Source organism: Rhizobium sp. NPDC090279 (assembly GCF_044769665.1).
Lineage (GTDB): Bacteria > Pseudomonadota > Alphaproteobacteria > Rhizobiales > Rhizobiaceae > Rhizobium.
This window is the reverse complement of the sequence record NZ_JBIVYI010000007.1, coordinates 230344-246368: the sequence shown is the minus strand read 5'-3', so window position 1 is coordinate 246368 and position 16025 is coordinate 230344. Positions and strand designations below refer to the sequence as shown.

General features: G+C 61.8%; 13 protein-coding genes. 7 read left to right on the top strand and 6 right to left on the bottom strand.

The genetic code is table 11. The features are described from left to right. Positions 1-195 precede the first annotated feature (195 nt). From ACIQWP_RS19290 to ACIQWP_RS19275, 4 genes are all read left to right on the top strand, one after another. On the top strand, positions 196-1209 hold the full coding sequence (locus tag ACIQWP_RS19290) for an ABC transporter substrate-binding protein (protein ID WP_402790570.1): 1014 nt from the start codon (positions 196-198) through the stop codon (positions 1207-1209). A 249-nt stretch (positions 1210-1458) separates the two neighbouring features. Then, positions 1459-2472 (top strand): ABC transporter substrate-binding protein, encoded by a 1014-nt coding sequence (locus tag ACIQWP_RS19285; RefSeq protein WP_402790568.1) that lies wholly within the window; start codon positions 1459-1461, stop codon positions 2470-2472. A 120-nt stretch (positions 2473-2592) separates the two neighbouring features. Further along, on the top strand, positions 2593-3411 hold the full coding sequence (locus tag ACIQWP_RS19280; RefSeq protein ID WP_402790566.1) for an ABC transporter ATP-binding protein: 819 nt from the start codon (positions 2593-2595) through the stop codon (positions 3409-3411). A 13-nt stretch (positions 3412-3424) separates the two neighbouring features. After that, positions 3425-4306: an ABC transporter permease gene (locus ACIQWP_RS19275; protein ID WP_402790563.1), complete on the top strand. Its 882-nt coding sequence runs from the start codon at positions 3425-3427 to the stop codon at positions 4304-4306. 128 nt (positions 4307-4434) lie between these two features. Here ACIQWP_RS19275 and ACIQWP_RS19270 read toward each other — a convergent pair whose 3' ends face one another. The 4 genes from ACIQWP_RS19270 to ACIQWP_RS19255 form a co-directional block, all read right to left on the bottom strand. Further along, on the bottom strand, positions 4435-5802 hold the full coding sequence (locus ACIQWP_RS19270) for a sensor histidine kinase (RefSeq protein WP_402790560.1): 1368 nt from the start codon (positions 5800-5802) through the stop codon (positions 4435-4437). 37 nt (positions 5803-5839) lie between these two features. Beyond that, positions 5840-6508, bottom strand: coding sequence for a response regulator (locus ACIQWP_RS19265; RefSeq protein WP_402790557.1), 669 nt, complete (start codon positions 6506-6508; stop codon positions 5840-5842). A 63-nt stretch (positions 6509-6571) separates the two neighbouring features. After that, a complete protein-coding gene (locus ACIQWP_RS19260; RefSeq protein WP_402790554.1) occupies positions 6572-8365 on the bottom strand; it encodes an alpha/beta fold hydrolase in 1794 nt (597 codons plus the stop codon). A gap of 10 nt (positions 8366-8375) precedes the next feature. Then, positions 8376-9890, bottom strand: coding sequence for a lipopolysaccharide biosynthesis protein (locus ACIQWP_RS19255; protein WP_402790551.1), 1515 nt, complete (start codon positions 9888-9890; stop codon positions 8376-8378). Positions 9891-10077: 187 nt separating this feature from the next. Here ACIQWP_RS19255 and ACIQWP_RS19250 point away from each other — a divergent pair, with 187 nt between their 5' ends. After that, the gene (locus ACIQWP_RS19250; RefSeq protein ID WP_402790548.1) at positions 10078-10932 is read left to right on the top strand and encodes a glycosyltransferase family 2 protein; all 855 of its coding nucleotides are present in this window, start codon (positions 10078-10080) and stop codon (positions 10930-10932) included. Here the strand turns inward: ACIQWP_RS19250 and ACIQWP_RS19245 are convergent. Continuing rightward, positions 10899-12101 carry a glycosyltransferase family 4 protein gene (locus ACIQWP_RS19245; RefSeq protein ID WP_402790545.1) on the bottom strand — a complete coding sequence of 401 codons (1203 nt, stop codon included), beginning with the start codon at positions 12099-12101 and terminating at the stop codon, positions 10899-10901. The genes ACIQWP_RS19250 and ACIQWP_RS19245 overlap by 34 nt on opposite strands. Before the next feature lie 415 nt (positions 12102-12516). After that, positions 12517-12753, bottom strand: coding sequence for an Lrp/AsnC ligand binding domain-containing protein (locus ACIQWP_RS19240; protein WP_402790542.1), 237 nt, complete (start codon positions 12751-12753; stop codon positions 12517-12519). A gap of 316 nt (positions 12754-13069) precedes the next feature. On the opposite strand from ACIQWP_RS19240, the gene ACIQWP_RS19235 reads away from it, so the two are divergent. Both ACIQWP_RS19235 and ACIQWP_RS19230 read left to right on the top strand, forming a co-directional pair. After that, complete coding sequence (locus tag ACIQWP_RS19235; protein ID WP_402790539.1) at positions 13070-14353, top strand: NAD(P)/FAD-dependent oxidoreductase; 1284 nt, start codon at positions 13070-13072, stop codon at positions 14351-14353. Positions 14354-14390: 37 nt separating this feature from the next. Then, positions 14391-15926 carry an aldehyde dehydrogenase family protein gene (locus ACIQWP_RS19230; RefSeq protein WP_402790536.1) on the top strand — a complete coding sequence of 512 codons (1536 nt, stop codon included), beginning with the start codon at positions 14391-14393 and terminating at the stop codon, positions 15924-15926. The last annotated feature ends 99 nt before the right edge of the window (positions 15927-16025 follow it).

Here is a 16025-nt window from a genome sequence, read left to right as displayed (position 1 = left end):
TTCCCGTTGCACGGCGATCCGGTTTTGCATTGATGAGACGCCAGCGATCACGGCCGATGTCAGCCGCGGATAAGGGGAATCAGCAGCTTTCAGCTCAATGAAAGGTTGGGCGTGCATGTCTCTTTCGCTTCAGGAGGAAGCGCGTGCCGTGCCGCTATCAATCGGCGTCGGTACACAAATGGAGAGGAGGACTTCATGCGTGCATCCAGCATTCTCAGATATTCGGCGGCTCTTTCCCTTGCGGTGACCGCCGCCTCATTCGCTACGACGACGGCACAGGCAGCCGGCAAGATTTCGATCATGGTGGGCGGTTACGAAAAGCAGATCTATCTGCCGGCGAAACTCGCGGAAGCGCTCGGCTATTTCAAGGACGAGGGTCTGAACGTCGAGCTTCTCAACGAGCCTGCCGGCGTCGATGCTGAAAATGAAATGCTCGCCGGCGCCGTCCAGGGGGTCGTCGGCTTCTACGACCATTGCATCGACCTTCAGGGCAAGGGCAAGTTCGTCGAATCCGTCGTGCAGTTCAGCCAGGCGCCGGGCGAAGTGGAGCTGGTGTCGGCCAAACATCCGGAAATCAAGTCGCCGGCCGATTTCAAGGGCAAGAGCCTCGGCGTCACCGGCCTTGGGTCCTCGACCAATTTCCTGACGCAATATCTGGCGGTCAAGAACGGCCTGAAGCTCGGAGAATTTACGTCCGTTCCGGTCGGCGCCGGCCAGACCTTCATCGCCGCCATGCAGCAGGACGCCATCCAGGCGGGCATGACGACGGAGCCGACGATCTCGCGCCTGTTGAAGACCGGCGAGGCCACGGTTTTGATCGACATGCGCACGATGGCCGGAACGAAGGCCGTTCTGGGCGGAACCTATCCCGCCGCTTCTCTTTACATGCAGGAATCATGGATCAAGGATCACAAGGAGGACGTGCAGAAGCTTGCCAACGCCTTCGTCAAGACTCTGCATTTCATCAACACCCATTCGGCCGCCGAGATCGCCGACAAGATGCCTAGGGATTTCTATGTCGGTGACAAGGAAGGCTATGTGAAGGCGCTCGAAAACGGCAAGGCCATGTTCACGCCCGATGGCGTGATGCCGGAAGATGGACCGAAAACCGTTCTCGCCGTGCTTTCCGAATTCTCCAAGAACGTCCAGGGCAAGTCGATCGACCTGTCGAAGACCTATACGACGGAATTCGTCAAGAACGCCAAATAGCTCGAGTATCGCTTCCGGTATTGACCGGATGCTTCGGGGCCACATCTCCGATCCCGAAGTAAAAGACAGCGCCGGCAGCCATAATCGTGCCGCCGGCACCGCTGAAATAAAATTGCAATGCCGCCCTAGAAGGATTGTGCGCTGAAAGCTGACTGAAAGGTTGCCCACGTTAGGTTCGCCGAGCTTCGTGGAGGAAGCATATTTTCGCAGCGTCGTGTGGCGCAGCTATTCAAACAGGAGGAGACATTGATGCGTCCATCGCGCACCTTTTTTCATACCGTAGCCCTTTCCCTTGTCATTTCAGCTGCTTCCTTTGCAGCCACGGCCGCCAACGCCGCCGATAAGATCTCCATCATGGTGGGCGGCTACGAAAAGCAGATCTATCTGCCGGCCAAGCTCGCCGAATCCCTCGGCTACTTCAAGGATGAAGGCCTCGAGGTCGAGCTTCTGAACGAGTCCGCCGGCGTTGACGCCGAAAACCAGTTGCTGGCCGGCGCCGTTCAGGGCGTCGTCGGTTTCTACGACCATTGTGTCGACCTGCAGGCCAAGGGCAAGTTCATCAAGTCTGTCGTGCAGTTCAGCCAGGCACCGGGCGAAGTGGAGCTGGTCTCGGCCAAGTATCCTGATATCAAGTCCTTCGCCGATCTCAAGGGCAAGCGCGCCGGCGTCACCGGCCTCGGCTCGTCCACCAACTTCCTGACACTCTACATGGCGTCGAAGGCCGGCCTGTCGCCGGCTGATATCACGCCGGTTCCGGTCGGTGCCGGCCAGACCTTTATCGCCGCCATGCAGCAGGACGCCATCCAGGTCGGCATGACCACCGAACCGACAATCTCGCGCCTGCTCAAGACCGGCGAAGCCAAGATCCTCGTCGATCTGCGCACGCTGAAGGGCACCGAGGAAGCGCTCGGCGGTACCTATCCGGCCGCTTCGCTCTATATGGATGCCGCATGGGTCGACGCTCATAAGGAAGAGGTGCAGAAGCTGGCGAACGCCTTCGTCAAGACGATGCGCTTCATCCACACGCATTCCGCCGCCGAGATTGCCGACAAGATGCCGAAGGACTTTTACGTCGGCGACAAGGACGGCTACATCAAGGCTCTCGACGCCGGCAAGGAAATGTTCACGGCCGACGGCGTGATGCCGGAAGATGGTCCAAAGACCGTTCTCGCCGTGCTCTCGCAGTTCTCCAAGAACGTCAAGGGCAAGACGATCGACCTGTCGAAGACCTACACGACGGAATTCGTCAAGAACGTCAAGTAAGCAGTCATAACGCCGCTTCCGGCCAGTTTTCAGACAGATTCCGGAAGCGGCAGTTCAAGGGACTTTGCAGTTCACCGGGCTTTGCGTGCACGCCCGAAGGCACGCGTGAGGATCAGCACCATGCAACAGGATGGACGCCGCACTCCGGCGATCGAGCTCATCAATGTCAGCCGCCGTTTCGTATCGCCGACCGGCAAGTCGCTGACGGCACTTCGCGATTTCAACATGACGGTCGAACGCGGCGAATTCGTCGCCGTTGTCGGACCGACGGGCTGTGGCAAGTCCACGACCCTCAATCTCGTTACCGGCCTTGCCAGGCCCAGTGCCGGCGAAGTTCGCCTGATGGGCGGCCCGGTCAGCGGCATCGACCCGCGCGTCGGCTTCGCCTTCCAGACGGATGCGCTCTTCCCCTGGAAGAACGTCATCGAAAACGTCATGGCCGGCCCGCTGTTTCGCGGCAAGCCGAAGGCTGAGGCTGAAAAGATGGCCAAGGACTGGCTTGCCCGCGTCGGCCTCACGAAATTCCTGCATCACTATCCGCATCAGCTCTCGGGCGGCATGCGCAAGCGCGTCTCGCTGGCGCAGACCTTCATCAATGAGCCGGAAATCCTGCTGATGGACGAGCCCTTCTCGGCGCTCGACGTGCAGACCCGCACGGTCATGCATGAAGAGCTGTTGAAGCTCTGGGCCGAACGGCAGGCGTCCGTCGTCTTCGTCACGCACGATCTCGAAGAGGCCGTCGCGCTCGCCGACAAGGTCTATGTGCTGACGGCCGGCCCGGCGACGGTGAAGTCGGTCTACACGATCGATCTGCCGCGGCCGCGCGTGGTCTCCGAGATCCGCTACGAGCAGAACTTCATCGATTATTGCAAGACGATCTGGGACGACCTGCGTGAAGAGGTCGAAACCAGCTATCGCCGTGCCGCGGAAGCGGCATAAGGGAGGATTGATCATGGCAAATACAGCTCTCGAAGCAGGCAATGCCCCCATCTTCCGCGCCGGCACCTCGGATGCGGAAATTGAAGCCGCAGCGATGAAGGCGATGACACGGCGCAAATACGTCGTGCTGTTCTGGCAGGTCGCCATTCTCGCCGCGATCCTCGGCCTCTGGCAGATTGCCTCGGACCTGCACTGGATCGACCCGTTCTTCTATTCGAGCCCGTATGGTATTGCGCTGCGCCTCTGGGAATGGATCACCGAAGGCACCGAGAGCGGCTCGCTCTGGTATCACCTCGGCGTCACCATGGAAGAAGCGCTGATCGGCTTTATCATCGGCTCGGTCGCCGGCGTTCTCGTCGGCGTCGCACTCGGCCGCAACAAGCTGGCGTCCGATATTCTGTCGATCTACATCAAGGCGATCAACTCGATCCCGCGCGTCGTTCTCGCGCCGATCTTCGTGATGATCATGGGTCTCGGCCTGCCGTCCAAGGTGGCGCTCGCCTTCATCATGGTATTCTTCGTCGTGTTCGCCAATGCCTTCCAGGGCGTTCGCGAAGCCGACCGGAACATGATCGCCAATGCCCGCATCCTCGGCGCCTCGAACTGGCAGGTGACCCGCAACGTCATCCTGCCGTCGGCGATGAGCTGGATCTTCGCCAGCCTGCACGTCTCGTTCTCGTTCGCCATCATCGGCGCGATCGTCGGCGAGTTCGTCGGTTCGCTGGCCGGTATCGGCTACCTGATCTCCATCGCCAAGGGCACCTATGATGCAGCCGGCCTCTACGCTGCGATCATCCTTGTCATGGTGGTGACGCTCGGCGCCGAATACGTGATGACGCTCATCGAGAACCACATCACCCGCTGGCGTCCGCAGCAGAGCCTCGACACGCATTAAGCGACTATTTCCGTAGCCTCCCAAGGCTGAGGCCGGGCATCTTGCCCGGCCTTTTTTGTTTTATCGCCACAAGAGACTCCCTCTCCCCCGCAGGCGGGGAGAGGGGACTATCCCGAAATTACTGCGCCTCAAACGGCCGGCAGCCGAACGCTGACCAGCAGCCCGCCGCCGGCGGCATCGGCAAGGGCGGCGGAACCGCCGGCGCCGTCGACGACCTCGCGGACGATGGCAAGCCCGAGGCCGCTGCCTTCCGGCTCCGTGCCCATGATGCGGTAGAAACGCTCAAACACATGGGCGCGCTCGGCCTCGGGAATGCCCGGGCCGTTATCTTCGACCCATAGGAGCGCCGTGTCGCCTTCTTGTGCGACGCCGACCGTCACGCGGCCGCCCGCCTGCGTGTAGCGCAGCGCATTGTCGACGAGATTAACAAGCATTTCGCGCAGCATGGTGCCGTCGCCTTCGATATGCACGGGCGTGTCATCGGCCTCCAGTCCGAGGTCGATATTACGGCGCAAGGCTTCCTCGGCGAGCGTTTCCAGCACCCGCCGGGCCGTCTCCCCGAGATCGATCGTATCGTTGCGCGGCCGCCGGCTGCCGTGCTCGGCACGAGACAATGTCAGGAGCTGGCTGGCAAGGCGTGTGACCTGCCGCGTGCTGGAACGCAGCGCCGTCAGCGCCTCGTCGCGTCTGATACTGTCCGTTTCGCGCGCGGCAAAACCTGCCTGCGTCGAGATCAGGGCAAGCGGGGTGCGCAGTTGATGGGCGGCATTCGAGACGAAGCGGCGTTGCGCCGCCATCTGGTTCTGCACCCGCTCCATATGATCGTTGAGGGCATGGACCAGCGGCCGGAGCTCGTTCTGCACCATGTGAGGGTCCAGTGGATCGAGGCGCTGGCGGCCGCGTTCGCGAACGGCGTCGCGCAGGCGCAGCACCGGCGCAAGGCCGCGCTGCAGGCCGATAATGGTCACAAGACCGGCGAGAAGGACGAGAACGAGCTGCTTTGTGAAATCCGACAGCCACAGTCTGCGGCGCATGGCATCCTGGCTGTTATGGGTGACGGCGACGGCAACAGAAATGGTGCTGTCCTGATCGAGGCCAACAACGGGATGGCTCAGCATCAGTACGCGGACGCCATCGGTCCGGAACGTCTTGTCCTCGCCGACCCGATCACGCTCCGGCCGTGGCAGATCGGGGAAGCCGGCGACGAGGTTTCCCCACGCGGTCATCACCTGATAGAAGACGCGGTCGCCATAGCCGGTGTCGAACATTTCCAGTGCGGCGGGCGGAATGTCGATCTGCACCGAGCCGCTGGCATCGACACGCACGGCCTCGGCGATCACGCGCGCCGAAGCAAGCAATGTGTGGTCGGTGACGAGCTTGGCCGTCGCGTCGGCCGAACGGTAGCTCAGATAAAGGTTGATGCAGATCGCCCCGATCAGGGTCAGCACCACCCAGGCGAAGAGTTGCGCCCGAAGGCTCGTCGTCAGCGCGCGCATGGCGCGGCTCAGGACTCCTTGAGGTCGGGAAATCTCGTCATTGTGCATGGCGAAGGAGGTAACCCAGGCCGCGCAGCGTCGCGATCTGCACGGTGCTGCCTTCGAGCTTCTTGCGGACGCGATGCACATAGATCTCGATGGCGCTGGTGTCGGCGAGATCGTCAAAGCCGAAGACGCTTTCCGACAGCGTCGTCTTGGTGACGGTCGTGCCTGCCTTCATGACCAGATGTTCGAGCACGGCGTGTTCGCGCGGGGTTAGCGCCAAGGATTCGCCGGCCAGGTAGAATTGCCGTGTGCCGCCGTCGAACACGAGGTCGCCGACGGCGATCTCGGGCGCGGCACGGTCATGACCGCGGCGGACGGCGGCGCGTATGCGGGCTTCCAGCTCGGCAATTTCGAAGGGTTTTGCCAGATAGTCATCGGCGCCGCTGTCGAGGCCGGTCACCCGGCCGTCGAGGCTGGCATTGGCCGTCAGGATGATGACAGGCACCTTGTTGCCGCTTTGGCGCAGGCGTTTCAGCAGCGTCAATCCGTCCATTTTCGGCAGCGACAGATCGAGGATGACGATGGCATAGGCCGCAACTTTCAGCATGTGCTCGGCGTCCTCGCCGTCATAGGCGATGTCGACGACATATTGCGCCTGACGCAGCGCCTTGCCGAGCCAGGACGCCAGTTCGCGGTTGTCTTCGACGATCAGGAGCCTCATCGGACGACTATACAGCAAGTATCGGATGTGGCGAACATTTCCGGCAGTTTTCCAGTCGAGGCATCATCGTGCGCCGAGCCGCAAACCCATTTCCCTGACCTCTTTCAGATAGACCTTGCGCGCATAGGGCGGGGTCAGATTGTGATCTGCTTCGGGAATGATGGTGAGGCGTATATCCGGAAAATGTTTCAGGCCGACGCCGTTCTCGCCGAACTGGTCATGCAGGTGGTCGAGGCCGATGTCATGGGCGCTGTAGATCAAGGACATGTCGACGCCGCGCCTGGCAAGCGTGCGAAAACCACCAAGGACAGGTCCTTGCGCCGCGGCGAAGACGGGGAATGCGCCGAGCAGCTGACGGCCCGTTCGTGCCGCGCGCCGGCGGAGCCCGGTCGCCATGTTGTATATGGCGCTTTTCGCATCGATCTGGCCGCCAAAGAGCCGCTTCAGCGTCTCCATCTGCAGCAGTTTTCGGCCGTAGGTTTCCAGCGACCGGGGCGCGAAGCGCAGCGCTTCGTCGACCGATCGACTCTCATCCCAATGGAAGCTGTAGGGGTTGACGGTGATGAGGCCACCGCAGCGCGCGTCGCGCACCGCGGCCTGGAAGGCGAGATAGCCGCCGCTGCAACGCCCCACCACATAGGCCGGTAGCAGATTTCGCTTTTCCAAGAGGTCCAGCGCCTCCGCGACATCCCGGTGCTGTTCGCGGGAATAGAGCACCTGCTCGGGAGCGCCGGAAAGCGGCGGGCTGTCACCGACGTTGGCCGTATCGAAACGCAGCGAGGCAATGCCGTCGCGGGCAAGCGTGCGCGCCATGGTGACCGACATCCGGCCCCAACCGGCGCTTCTGTCATAGGCTGTGGTCAGGAGCAGCGCGGTCGCGCCGGTGCGGCTGCCTTCGGGTTCGCAGAGAATACCGAATAGGCGGCTTTCCGCGCCGAAGCGCAGCGGCGTCTCGCGAAAACCTTCGCCGACGAGAGGCTGCGCGACGGGCAGGGCAGGATCGGTCGCTGCGATCTCGCCAGGCACGGCGGCGACCGACTGCACCCACTCGATTATATTCCGGCCGGCTGCGGTCGGCATGGTGGCGACGGTCGGGTTCGAGACGAGATCGTCGTAGCCTTCGTAGGAGGCCTGTGCGACCTGGGGAGCCAGCGTTTCGAGATGACGCGCAAAGTCGGCGTCTCCGGGGCGGCCGGGTCGCGTCAGCACGAGGCAGTTCGGTGTGCCGAGCCGGTCGAGCGTCATGAGGTTCAGCTTCCTGATCGCATCGGCCGCGCTATCGGGCATGCGCAGGCTGGCGACGGTGACGCCCTCGGCCAGACGCTGCGCTTCGGCAAGCCCCATGCTTTCATCGATCATCCTGGACCAGACCGTCAGTTCGCGCAGATAGGCGCGGCCGGAGATGACGGGTGCAAGAAAGGCAATGCCGTCAACGCCGGCAAGACGTTCGGCGAGAGCAGCGGCGATGGTTCCGCCAAGTCCCTGGCTGACGAGGATCAGGCGCTTGCAGCCGGAAAGCGCCTTGAGCTCGGCAGCGGCGGCAAGCGCGGTTTCCTGCCAAAGCGTAAGACCCTCGCCTTCGTCCGCCGCATCAAGCGCATCGCCGGTGCCGGCATAGTCGAAACGCAGGCTGGCCAGGCCGATATCGGCGAGATCCTCAGCCAGAATCCGCCAGAACTTGCGGACGCACATCTCCTCGAAGCCCCAGGGGCTGAGAAACAGCACGGCCGTGCCACGCGAGGGTGCAATGGCTGATGTAAACAGGCCGACCGTTCCGGCGAAGGTTGCCGGTGTCGCTGCCGATCTCAGCTGCTTGCCTTCGTTCCGTTCTTTTTCGGCGGCTCCCCAACCAGCCATGGCATTCTCCTCACATTCGGCGTGGCGCAAGTAGTGCCAGAGCCTGAGTGGCAATAGGATGAGCCCTGGCAGGCAATCGCGCTGCGATCTTCTGCAAGACCTCGATATCTTCGGCTGGAATGGCATTCAGCAATCTGAGCGCGGCACAATAGGCCAGGGCGCCGGCGATGATGGCGCTTATGAGACCTGCGACACCGGTCAGCGCCTGAACGAAACCATAGGCTGCAACCGCGCACACAATGGCAGCAACCGTAACTTTTGCAAGGTTGATCAGCATGCCCCGTGTCGATCCCTCGAATTCCATGCGTCGCACCGTCAGCACGCATATGGCGGTGAAGGCCAGCAGGCGGACCAGCGCCGCTCCTTCGCCTCCGTAATACGGTACGGCGATCAGGCAGCCGATGACCATGAGGACGCTGGCGATGACGCCGATGACGGTGCGTTCGCGCACGCGATCGAGCGAATAGAGATATTGCGTGCATATCTGCATCAAGACGTAGGGGGCCGCGGTCAGGGACAGAAGCGCGACCATGCTTCCGCTCGGCGCAAAGGCCGGGCCGAAGATCGTCACGACAAGCTCGGGCGAGATGGCGGCAAGCCCGAAGCTCATCGGCAGGGTGATATAGGCTATGCTGCGCGCCACGCCGGCAAAGACCTCGACCGGCAGCTTGTCCGATGCCCGCGCGTGCATCTGCTCGGAATAATAGGGTAGCAGGCTGCCGCTCAATTGTACCGGCAGCTGCAGCGCCAGGTTGGCGAGCGACAGGCCGACGGCATAGAAGCCGACTGCTTCGATGCCCCAGTAACGCTGCAGGAAGACGAGCTCGATGCGATTGAGGAAGATCGAGCTGTTGATGAGTTCGATCGAGAGAATGAGCGATGAACCGACGAGGGCGGAAAAGCCGACGCCGCAGCTGTTCTTGCGCGCGATCGCAATCCTGAGCGTTGCAATGAACATCGGCAGCTGGCCGATCGCATAGCCGGCCAACGCGCCGCTGACGCCGAAGAAAATGGCTCCCGCGAGCACGGTAACGAGCTGCAACACCGAACTCGTCACGGTAATGCGCAGGAACGCGCCGACTTGCTGCTCGCCGATCAGATAGTTCTTGCTGTAGGCGCCGAGTGACTGAAGAACGAAGAATACCCCGGTGATGGCGATGACTGCGGACGCATCGCCGGCCCAATGCAATCGCTCCGTATCCCAATAATAGGCGGCGTAGCCGAGAAGCAGAATTCCGGTTGCGAGAATCGTCGGCTGCAGGAGATAGGCGGCAAAGCCAAGCCGCTCTTCCGTCGAATAGCCATTTCCCTTCAGTTGCGGCAGGATGCGCAGCAGGGTAACGCCAGCGCCGAGCTCGGCGATCAACGCGCCGGTCGTCGTCAGCCACAGGGAAAAGGCGATGATGCCGTTGGCCTCCGGGCCAAGCAATCGCGCCGCGATGATCGAACATGCAAAGCCGGTCGCAAGCAGGGTCAATCCCGCCGCCGCGTTCAAAACCGAATTTGCCATAATGCTCTTCGTCATGAAGACAGACCGTTCCTCAAATCACCGGAACCTACTCGCACACATCCGGTTGATTGCGGGATAACGTCAGCTCTATTTCATATGCCTTAATATTTAGGGTTTAATGCTGCCCTAAGTTCATTTTTTACTTCGGCTAATATTCTTTCTCTCTGATATTGGTCGCTTGGGGCTTGTGCGGAGGGTTTTAGTGTTCAGCCTCATCGTCTGCACGATCGATCGGTTCGACCAGCTGGAGCGGCTGTTCCGTTCGCTGGCGGCGCAAAGCCACCGGGATTTCGAAGTTATCGTCGTCGACCAGAATGTCGACGACCGGCTGCGTGTGCTCATCGACAGTTTCTCGCCTTCCTTCCTCATTCGCCATATCCGTTCGCCGAAGGGACTTTCGCGGGCGCGTAACAACGGCATGGCGGTTGTCGAAGGTGATTATGTCTGCTTTCCCGACGACGACTGCTGGTACGAAGCCGATACGCTTTCGACGGCTGCGATGCTGTTTTCGACTCATCTGGACCTGGCGATCGTCACCGGCCGCACGCTCGATGCCGAAGGGGCGGCCTCCGTCAGCCCGACGGGCGAGACGCGGCTTGTACTGACGCGCTGGAACTACCTGAAATGCGGCAATTCCAACGGCATATTCGTGCGCCGTGCGGCGCTTGCCGATATCGGCGGCTTCGATGAGGATCTCGGCGTCGGCTCGGAATCGCCCTTTCAGAGCGGCGAGGAGGCGGATTTTCTGCTGCGCGCGCTTGCCGCCGGCAGACAAGCGGCGTTCTTTCCGGAGCTTATCGTCCATCACGATCAGGTCACCAGCGAATATGGGCCGCGGCAGGTGGAGCGGGCGCGCAAATATGGACGCGGCTTCGGCGCGCTGATGCGCAAGCAGGCCTTTCCCCTGTACTATGTCGGCTACCGACTGTTTCGGCCGGTCGCCGGCTGGCTGGCGGCGCTGGCACGTTTCAACCTCGATGCGGCCCGCTACAAGCGCGCCTGGCTGATGGGTATTCTGGAAGGTTACGCCACCTGGCCGCGTTGGCGGAGAAGCTGAGGCGACTTGCCTTTCGGTGTCAGGGTTTCGGCATAGACATCCATGTAGCGCTGAGCGACTTCGTCCCAGGCGTAGGCGCGGGCATCGCGCAGCAACTCCTGCCGCAGGCTCAGGTCGTCGGCCATGAGGCGTTCGAAGGCTGATGTCAGCGTATCGGCGGCGGCTTGCGCATCGGAGAAATCCGAGAGCATCAGGGCAGGGTGGGTTTCGGCCATCGCCTTATAGGCTTCGTTGGCGTTCAGCACCGGCAGCAGGCCGGCGCTCATGGCTTCAATCGCCACCAGACCGAAGCCTTCATATTCGGAGGCCGACGCGAAGAGCGAGGCGCGGGCGATGATATTGCGGATCGAGCCGTCATCGATCGACACATGCAGCGCGACATTGTGGTCGAGGCCGTGGGCGGCAATTTCCTTTTCCAGCATCGGCCGATCGAGATCCGACGCGGCGCCGATGATGTCGAGATGCCAGTCGGCCTCGCGGGCTGCCAGCACTTTCATGACGTCGAGCAGGTGGTCGAGCCGCTTGTTGACCGAGAAGCGGCCGATGGTGACGATGCGGCGGCGGGCTTCCAGCGCGGCGCAATTGGAAAACTTGCTGACATCGGCGCCGTTTTCGATGAGGCGGACACGGCTCTCTGCAATCTGGGAAAAGAGCCGCGCGTCGGACTGGCTGCAGCAGATGAGCGAATGATAGCCGAGGGCCGAAAGCCGCGTTGCCGTATTGAACCAGACCTTCTTGATGGCCGCATATTTCTGGGTGTGGAAGAAGCCGCCATGGGTGGTGGCAACCATGGGCCGCCCATGCATCAGCTTGCCCCAGGCCAGCGCATCGAAGAAGAAATCGACGGCGTGGACATGAACGAGGTCGGCATCGGCCAGATGGCGAAAAACCTTCGGAGCCAGCGGATAGCGGCTGGAGCCGGACCAGGGAATGCGGACGATCTCGATGCCATCGATCGTTTCGCGTTCCGCGAGTTCCCGGCCGGGATCGGAAAACAGGCTGTTGCAGGTGACGACCCGGACGCGATAGCCGCGGGTGACCAGCTGACGGCAGAGATTGGCGACGACGTCTTCCAGGCCGCCCTTGTTCGGCAGGAACTGGCGCACGACATGCACGATCAGCGGCCCGGCCTGTTTGTTTGCCTGAATATCCGCAACAGCCGATGTCATCGATCCACCCTCGACCCCTATGCCGCGCCACGTGCCGGCAATCCGGCGCTGCAGCGCGCCACCCGTTGATCAGTCGGCAAAGCAGATCATCGGGGTGGTTAAAGAGGGCTTAATTGCCGGTCGAAAGCCAAGCAGCTTTAGGTAAGAGGGTTAATATCGGAGTGTCGCGTAAGGGTATTGTGCTTGTCAGGTGAGTGTGTTGATGCCGGATTATAGTGCCTGGCCCCTCACCCTAGCCCTCTCCCCGCAATGCAGGGAGAGGGGACTGGTCCGGCGCTTGCAGCGCGATCCTGCCCCAGCCACAAAACTCAGTGAACTCCCTCTCCCCGTCAGAACGGGGAGAGGGTTGGGGTGAGGGGCAATCCTGCGAACGCGGCTTTAACCGTGACGGGTGCCGATCCGAAATCTCGACCTCTTAAAACGCTCGGAAGGTCAGTGTCGTCAGCGAGCGGACGATGCCGGGGATTTTGGCGATATTGTCGTTGATGAAAATGCCGATATCCTGCTCTTCCTTGATGTAGACCTTCAGCAGTAGATCGTAGTCGCCGCTGGTGGAATACAGCTCCGAAACCAGCTCCGTCTGGTAGATTGCGTCGGCGACCTCGTAGGTCTTGCCGGGCGCGCATTGGAGCTGAACGAAAATGGGCTTCATGAGAGTGTCCTGCTTTTGTCCGCAGCCGCGATGGCGGCGTGTTTTTGTCTGCGGCCACCATGGCGGCCGGCATTTTCTCTATAATGGCCGAAAGCCCCGCCGCCATGCAAGTTTTTCTCCAGAGCGGATGATTTTAGGTCTGTTCGACCTTAAATCATCCGCTCTGGAACCAAAGAAGTGGAGCATGATGTCGTCCGAAAACCGATCACACTTTTCGGCATCATGCTCTGTCCACCGGATGTCGTTCTTGCCGCTTCCGCAATTTCGCGCGTGGCGCTAGATTGGCGCGAATATCTCTCTTGATTGGACTGATTTCATGCTGAATGACCCGCGCTCCCATGGTCTTTGGGAAAAGACCGCCCCTTCGCCGCCGGCAACCAAGCCGCTTTCCGGCGATGTCCACGCCGATGTCGTGGTGGTCGGTGGCGGCTATACCGGTCTTTCGACGGCACTGCATCTGGCGGAAGCCGGCACGAGCGTCGTGCTGCTGGAAGCCAATGAAATCGGTTTCGGCGGTGCGGGACGCAATGTCGGTCTCATCAATGCCGGCATGTGGGTGATGCCGGATGATCTGCCGGGCGAACTCGGTGCCGTCCACGGCGAACGACTGCTCGATCTGCTCGGCAATGGGCCGAAGCTGGTGATGGAACTGATCGAAAAGCACGGCATCGCCTGCGAGCTCGAGCGTAACGGCACGCTGCATTGCGCTGTCGGCCCCGAAGGATTGAAGGAAATCGAGGAGCGGGCCCGGCAATGGGGCAAACGCGGAGCGCCGGTTACCGTCCTCGATGCGCGGGAGACGGAGCGCCGCGTCGGCAGTTCCGCTTATGCAGGCGCGTTGCTCGATATGCGCGCCGGCACCTTGCAGCCGCTTGCCTATGCGCGCGGTCTTGCCCACGCCGCGGTGAAATCAGGCGTCGCCATCCATACCGGCAGTCGTGTGACGTCGACGGAACGAAGCGGCGCGAAATGGGTGGTTTCGACCGATAGCGGCAAGGTCAGCGCCGACTGGATCGTCGTCGCCACCGACGCCTACAGCACCGGTCCGTGGGAGGCGATCAGGAACGAACAGGTGCATCTGCCCTATTTCAATTTCGCGACCGTGCCGCTGGGCGACAACTTGCGCAAGTCCGTCCTGCCTGGGCGCGAGGGCGCTTGGGACACCAAGGAAGTGCTCTCATCCTTCCGCATGGATCAGGCCGGCCGGCTCGTCTTCGGCAGCGTCGGTGCGCTGCGCAACACCGGCCTTGCCATCCACAAGAGCTGGGCGCGGCGGTCGATCAAGAAACTCTTTCCGCAGCTTGGCGACATTCCCTTCGAATGCGAATGGTACGGCAAGATCGGCATGACCGACAACGCCCTGCCGCGCTTCCACAAGCTCGCCCAGAATGTCGTCGGTTTCTCCGGCTATAATGGCCGTGGCATCGCGCCGGGCACCGTGTTTGGCAAGGTGCTTGCCGGGCATATTCTCGGGCAGATTTCCGAGGCCGATCTGCCGCTGCCGGTGAGCGATATCGTCGAGCCAAGCTTCAGGGCGGCAAAGGAAATGTGGTACGAGGCCGGCGCCCAGGCCGCGCATTTCGTCGGTGCTCGGGTCTAAAAAACAACGAACCAGAACTACGGGAAGAGGAAACAAGATGACCGCGACATCAGATCTTGCTGCCGAAACCAAGGCAATATTGACGGAGCTTGGCGTATCGGCCGATCGCTATACCGGCGGTACGCTTGCCGTTACCTCGCCGGTCACCGGCGCGGAGATCGGCCGGCTCAAGGAGCATTCGGCCGCCGAGGCGAAGGCTGCGATCGGGGCGGCGCACGAGGCGTTTCTGTCCTGGCGCAATGTGCCCGCGCCGAAGCGCGGCGAGCTGATCCGCCTGCTTGGAGAAGAGCTGCGCGCCGGCAAGGCGGCGCTTGGCCGTCTCGTGTCCGTCGAAGTCGGCAAGATCACGTCCGAAGGCCTCGGCGAGGTGCAGGAGATGATCGATATCTGCGATTTCGCTGTGGGACTCTCGCGCCAGCTTTATGGCCTGACCATCGCCACCGAGCGCTCGGAACACCGGATGATGGAAAGCTGGCATCCGCTGGGTGCCATCGGCATTATCTCCGCCTTCAATTTCCCGGTTGCCGTCTGGTCGTGGAATGCGGCGCTCGCCATCGTCTGCGGCAATTCCACCATCTGGAAGCCATCGGAAAAGACGCCGTTGACGGCGCTTGCCGTGCAGGCCTTGTTCGAAAAGGCGCTGAAGCGCTATGTCGCCGAGGGTGGCGAAGCGCCGGCCAATCTTTCGACGCTGTTGATCGGCGGCCGCGATCTCGGCGAGCTGCTGGTCGATCATCCGCAGGTGCCGCTGGTCTCGGCAACCGGTTCGACGGCGATGGGCCGCGCCGTTGGTCCGCGCCTTGCCGGTCGCTTTGCCCGCGCCATTCTCGAACTTGGCGGCAACAATGCCGCGATCGTCTGCCCGTCTGCCGATCTCGACCTGACATTGCGCGGCGTCGCCTTCTCCGCGATGGGCACGGCAGGCCAGCGCTGCACGTCGCTGCGCCGTCTCTTCGTCCATGAGAGCGTCTACGATCAGCTCGTGCCGCGCCTGCAGAAAGCCTATGGCTCGGTGACGATCGGCAATCCGCTTGAAGCAGGGACCCTCGTTGGCCCGCTGATCGACAAGCAGGCCTTCGACCGCATGCAGTCGGCTCTTGTCGCTGCGAAGTCGGCTGGCGGTACCGTCACCGGCGGCGAGCGCGTCGAAAGCGGTTCCGCCGACGCCTTTTACGTCCGTCCGGCCCTCGTCGAAATGCCAGAGCAGACCGGCCCGGTCGAGCAGGAAACCTTTGCGCCGATCCTCTATGTGATGAAGTACGGCGATTTCGACAGAGCGCTGGCGCTGCATAACGCCGTACCACAGGGCCTGTCGTCCTCGATCTTCACCAACGACATGCGGGAAGCAGAGACATTTGTATCCGCGCGTGGCTCGGATTGCGGCATCGCCAATGTCAATCTCGGTCCCTCCGGTGCCGAGATCGGTGGCGCTTTCGGCGGCGAGAAGGAAACCGGCGGCGGCCGCGAGTCCGGATCGGATGCCTGGAAGGCCTATATGCGCCGGGCGACCAACACCATCAATTACGGCCGCACGCTGCCGCTGGCCCAGGGCGTCAAGTTCGACGTGGCATAGCGCAGGAGCATTTCCAGGAAAAGTGCGTAGCGGTTTTCCGTCCGGAATGCGTAAAGGAACAATAAGACAAGAGTTTTGCTGCATTGCGATGGGGAGGGC

What these genes read in the sequence shown, in the direction of transcription:
- ACIQWP_RS19230 (WP_402790536.1), top strand. Translation starts at nt 14,391, where the DNA reads ATGACCGCGACATCAGATCTTGCTGCCGAAACCAAGGCAATATTGACG.
- ACIQWP_RS19280 (WP_402790566.1), top strand. Translation starts at nt 2,593, where the DNA reads ATGCAACAGGATGGACGCCGCACTCCGGCGATCGAGCTCATCAATGTC.
- ACIQWP_RS19285 (WP_402790568.1), top strand. Translation starts at nt 1,459, where the DNA reads ATGCGTCCATCGCGCACCTTTTTTCATACCGTAGCCCTTTCCCTTGTC.
- ACIQWP_RS19245 (WP_402790545.1), bottom strand. Translation starts at nt 12,101, where the DNA reads ATGACATCGGCTGTTGCGGATATTCAGGCAAACAAACAGGCCGGGCCG.
- ACIQWP_RS19275 (WP_402790563.1), top strand. Translation starts at nt 3,425, where the DNA reads ATGGCAAATACAGCTCTCGAAGCAGGCAATGCCCCCATCTTCCGCGCC.
- ACIQWP_RS19290 (WP_402790570.1), top strand. Translation starts at nt 196, where the DNA reads ATGCGTGCATCCAGCATTCTCAGATATTCGGCGGCTCTTTCCCTTGCG.
- ACIQWP_RS19240 (WP_402790542.1), bottom strand. Translation starts at nt 12,753, where the DNA reads ATGAAGCCCATTTTCGTTCAGCTCCAATGCGCGCCCGGCAAGACCTAC.
- ACIQWP_RS19265 (WP_402790557.1), bottom strand. Translation starts at nt 6,508, where the DNA reads ATGAGGCTCCTGATCGTCGAAGACAACCGCGAACTGGCGTCCTGGCTC.
- ACIQWP_RS19255 (WP_402790551.1), bottom strand. Translation starts at nt 9,890, where the DNA reads ATGACGAAGAGCATTATGGCAAATTCGGTTTTGAACGCGGCGGCGGGA.
- ACIQWP_RS19260 (WP_402790554.1), bottom strand. Translation starts at nt 8,365, where the DNA reads ATGGCTGGTTGGGGAGCCGCCGAAAAAGAACGGAACGAAGGCAAGCAG.
- ACIQWP_RS19270 (WP_402790560.1), bottom strand. Translation starts at nt 5,802, where the DNA reads ATGCGCGCGCTGACGACGAGCCTTCGGGCGCAACTCTTCGCCTGGGTG.
- ACIQWP_RS19235 (WP_402790539.1), top strand. Translation starts at nt 13,070, where the DNA reads ATGCTGAATGACCCGCGCTCCCATGGTCTTTGGGAAAAGACCGCCCCT.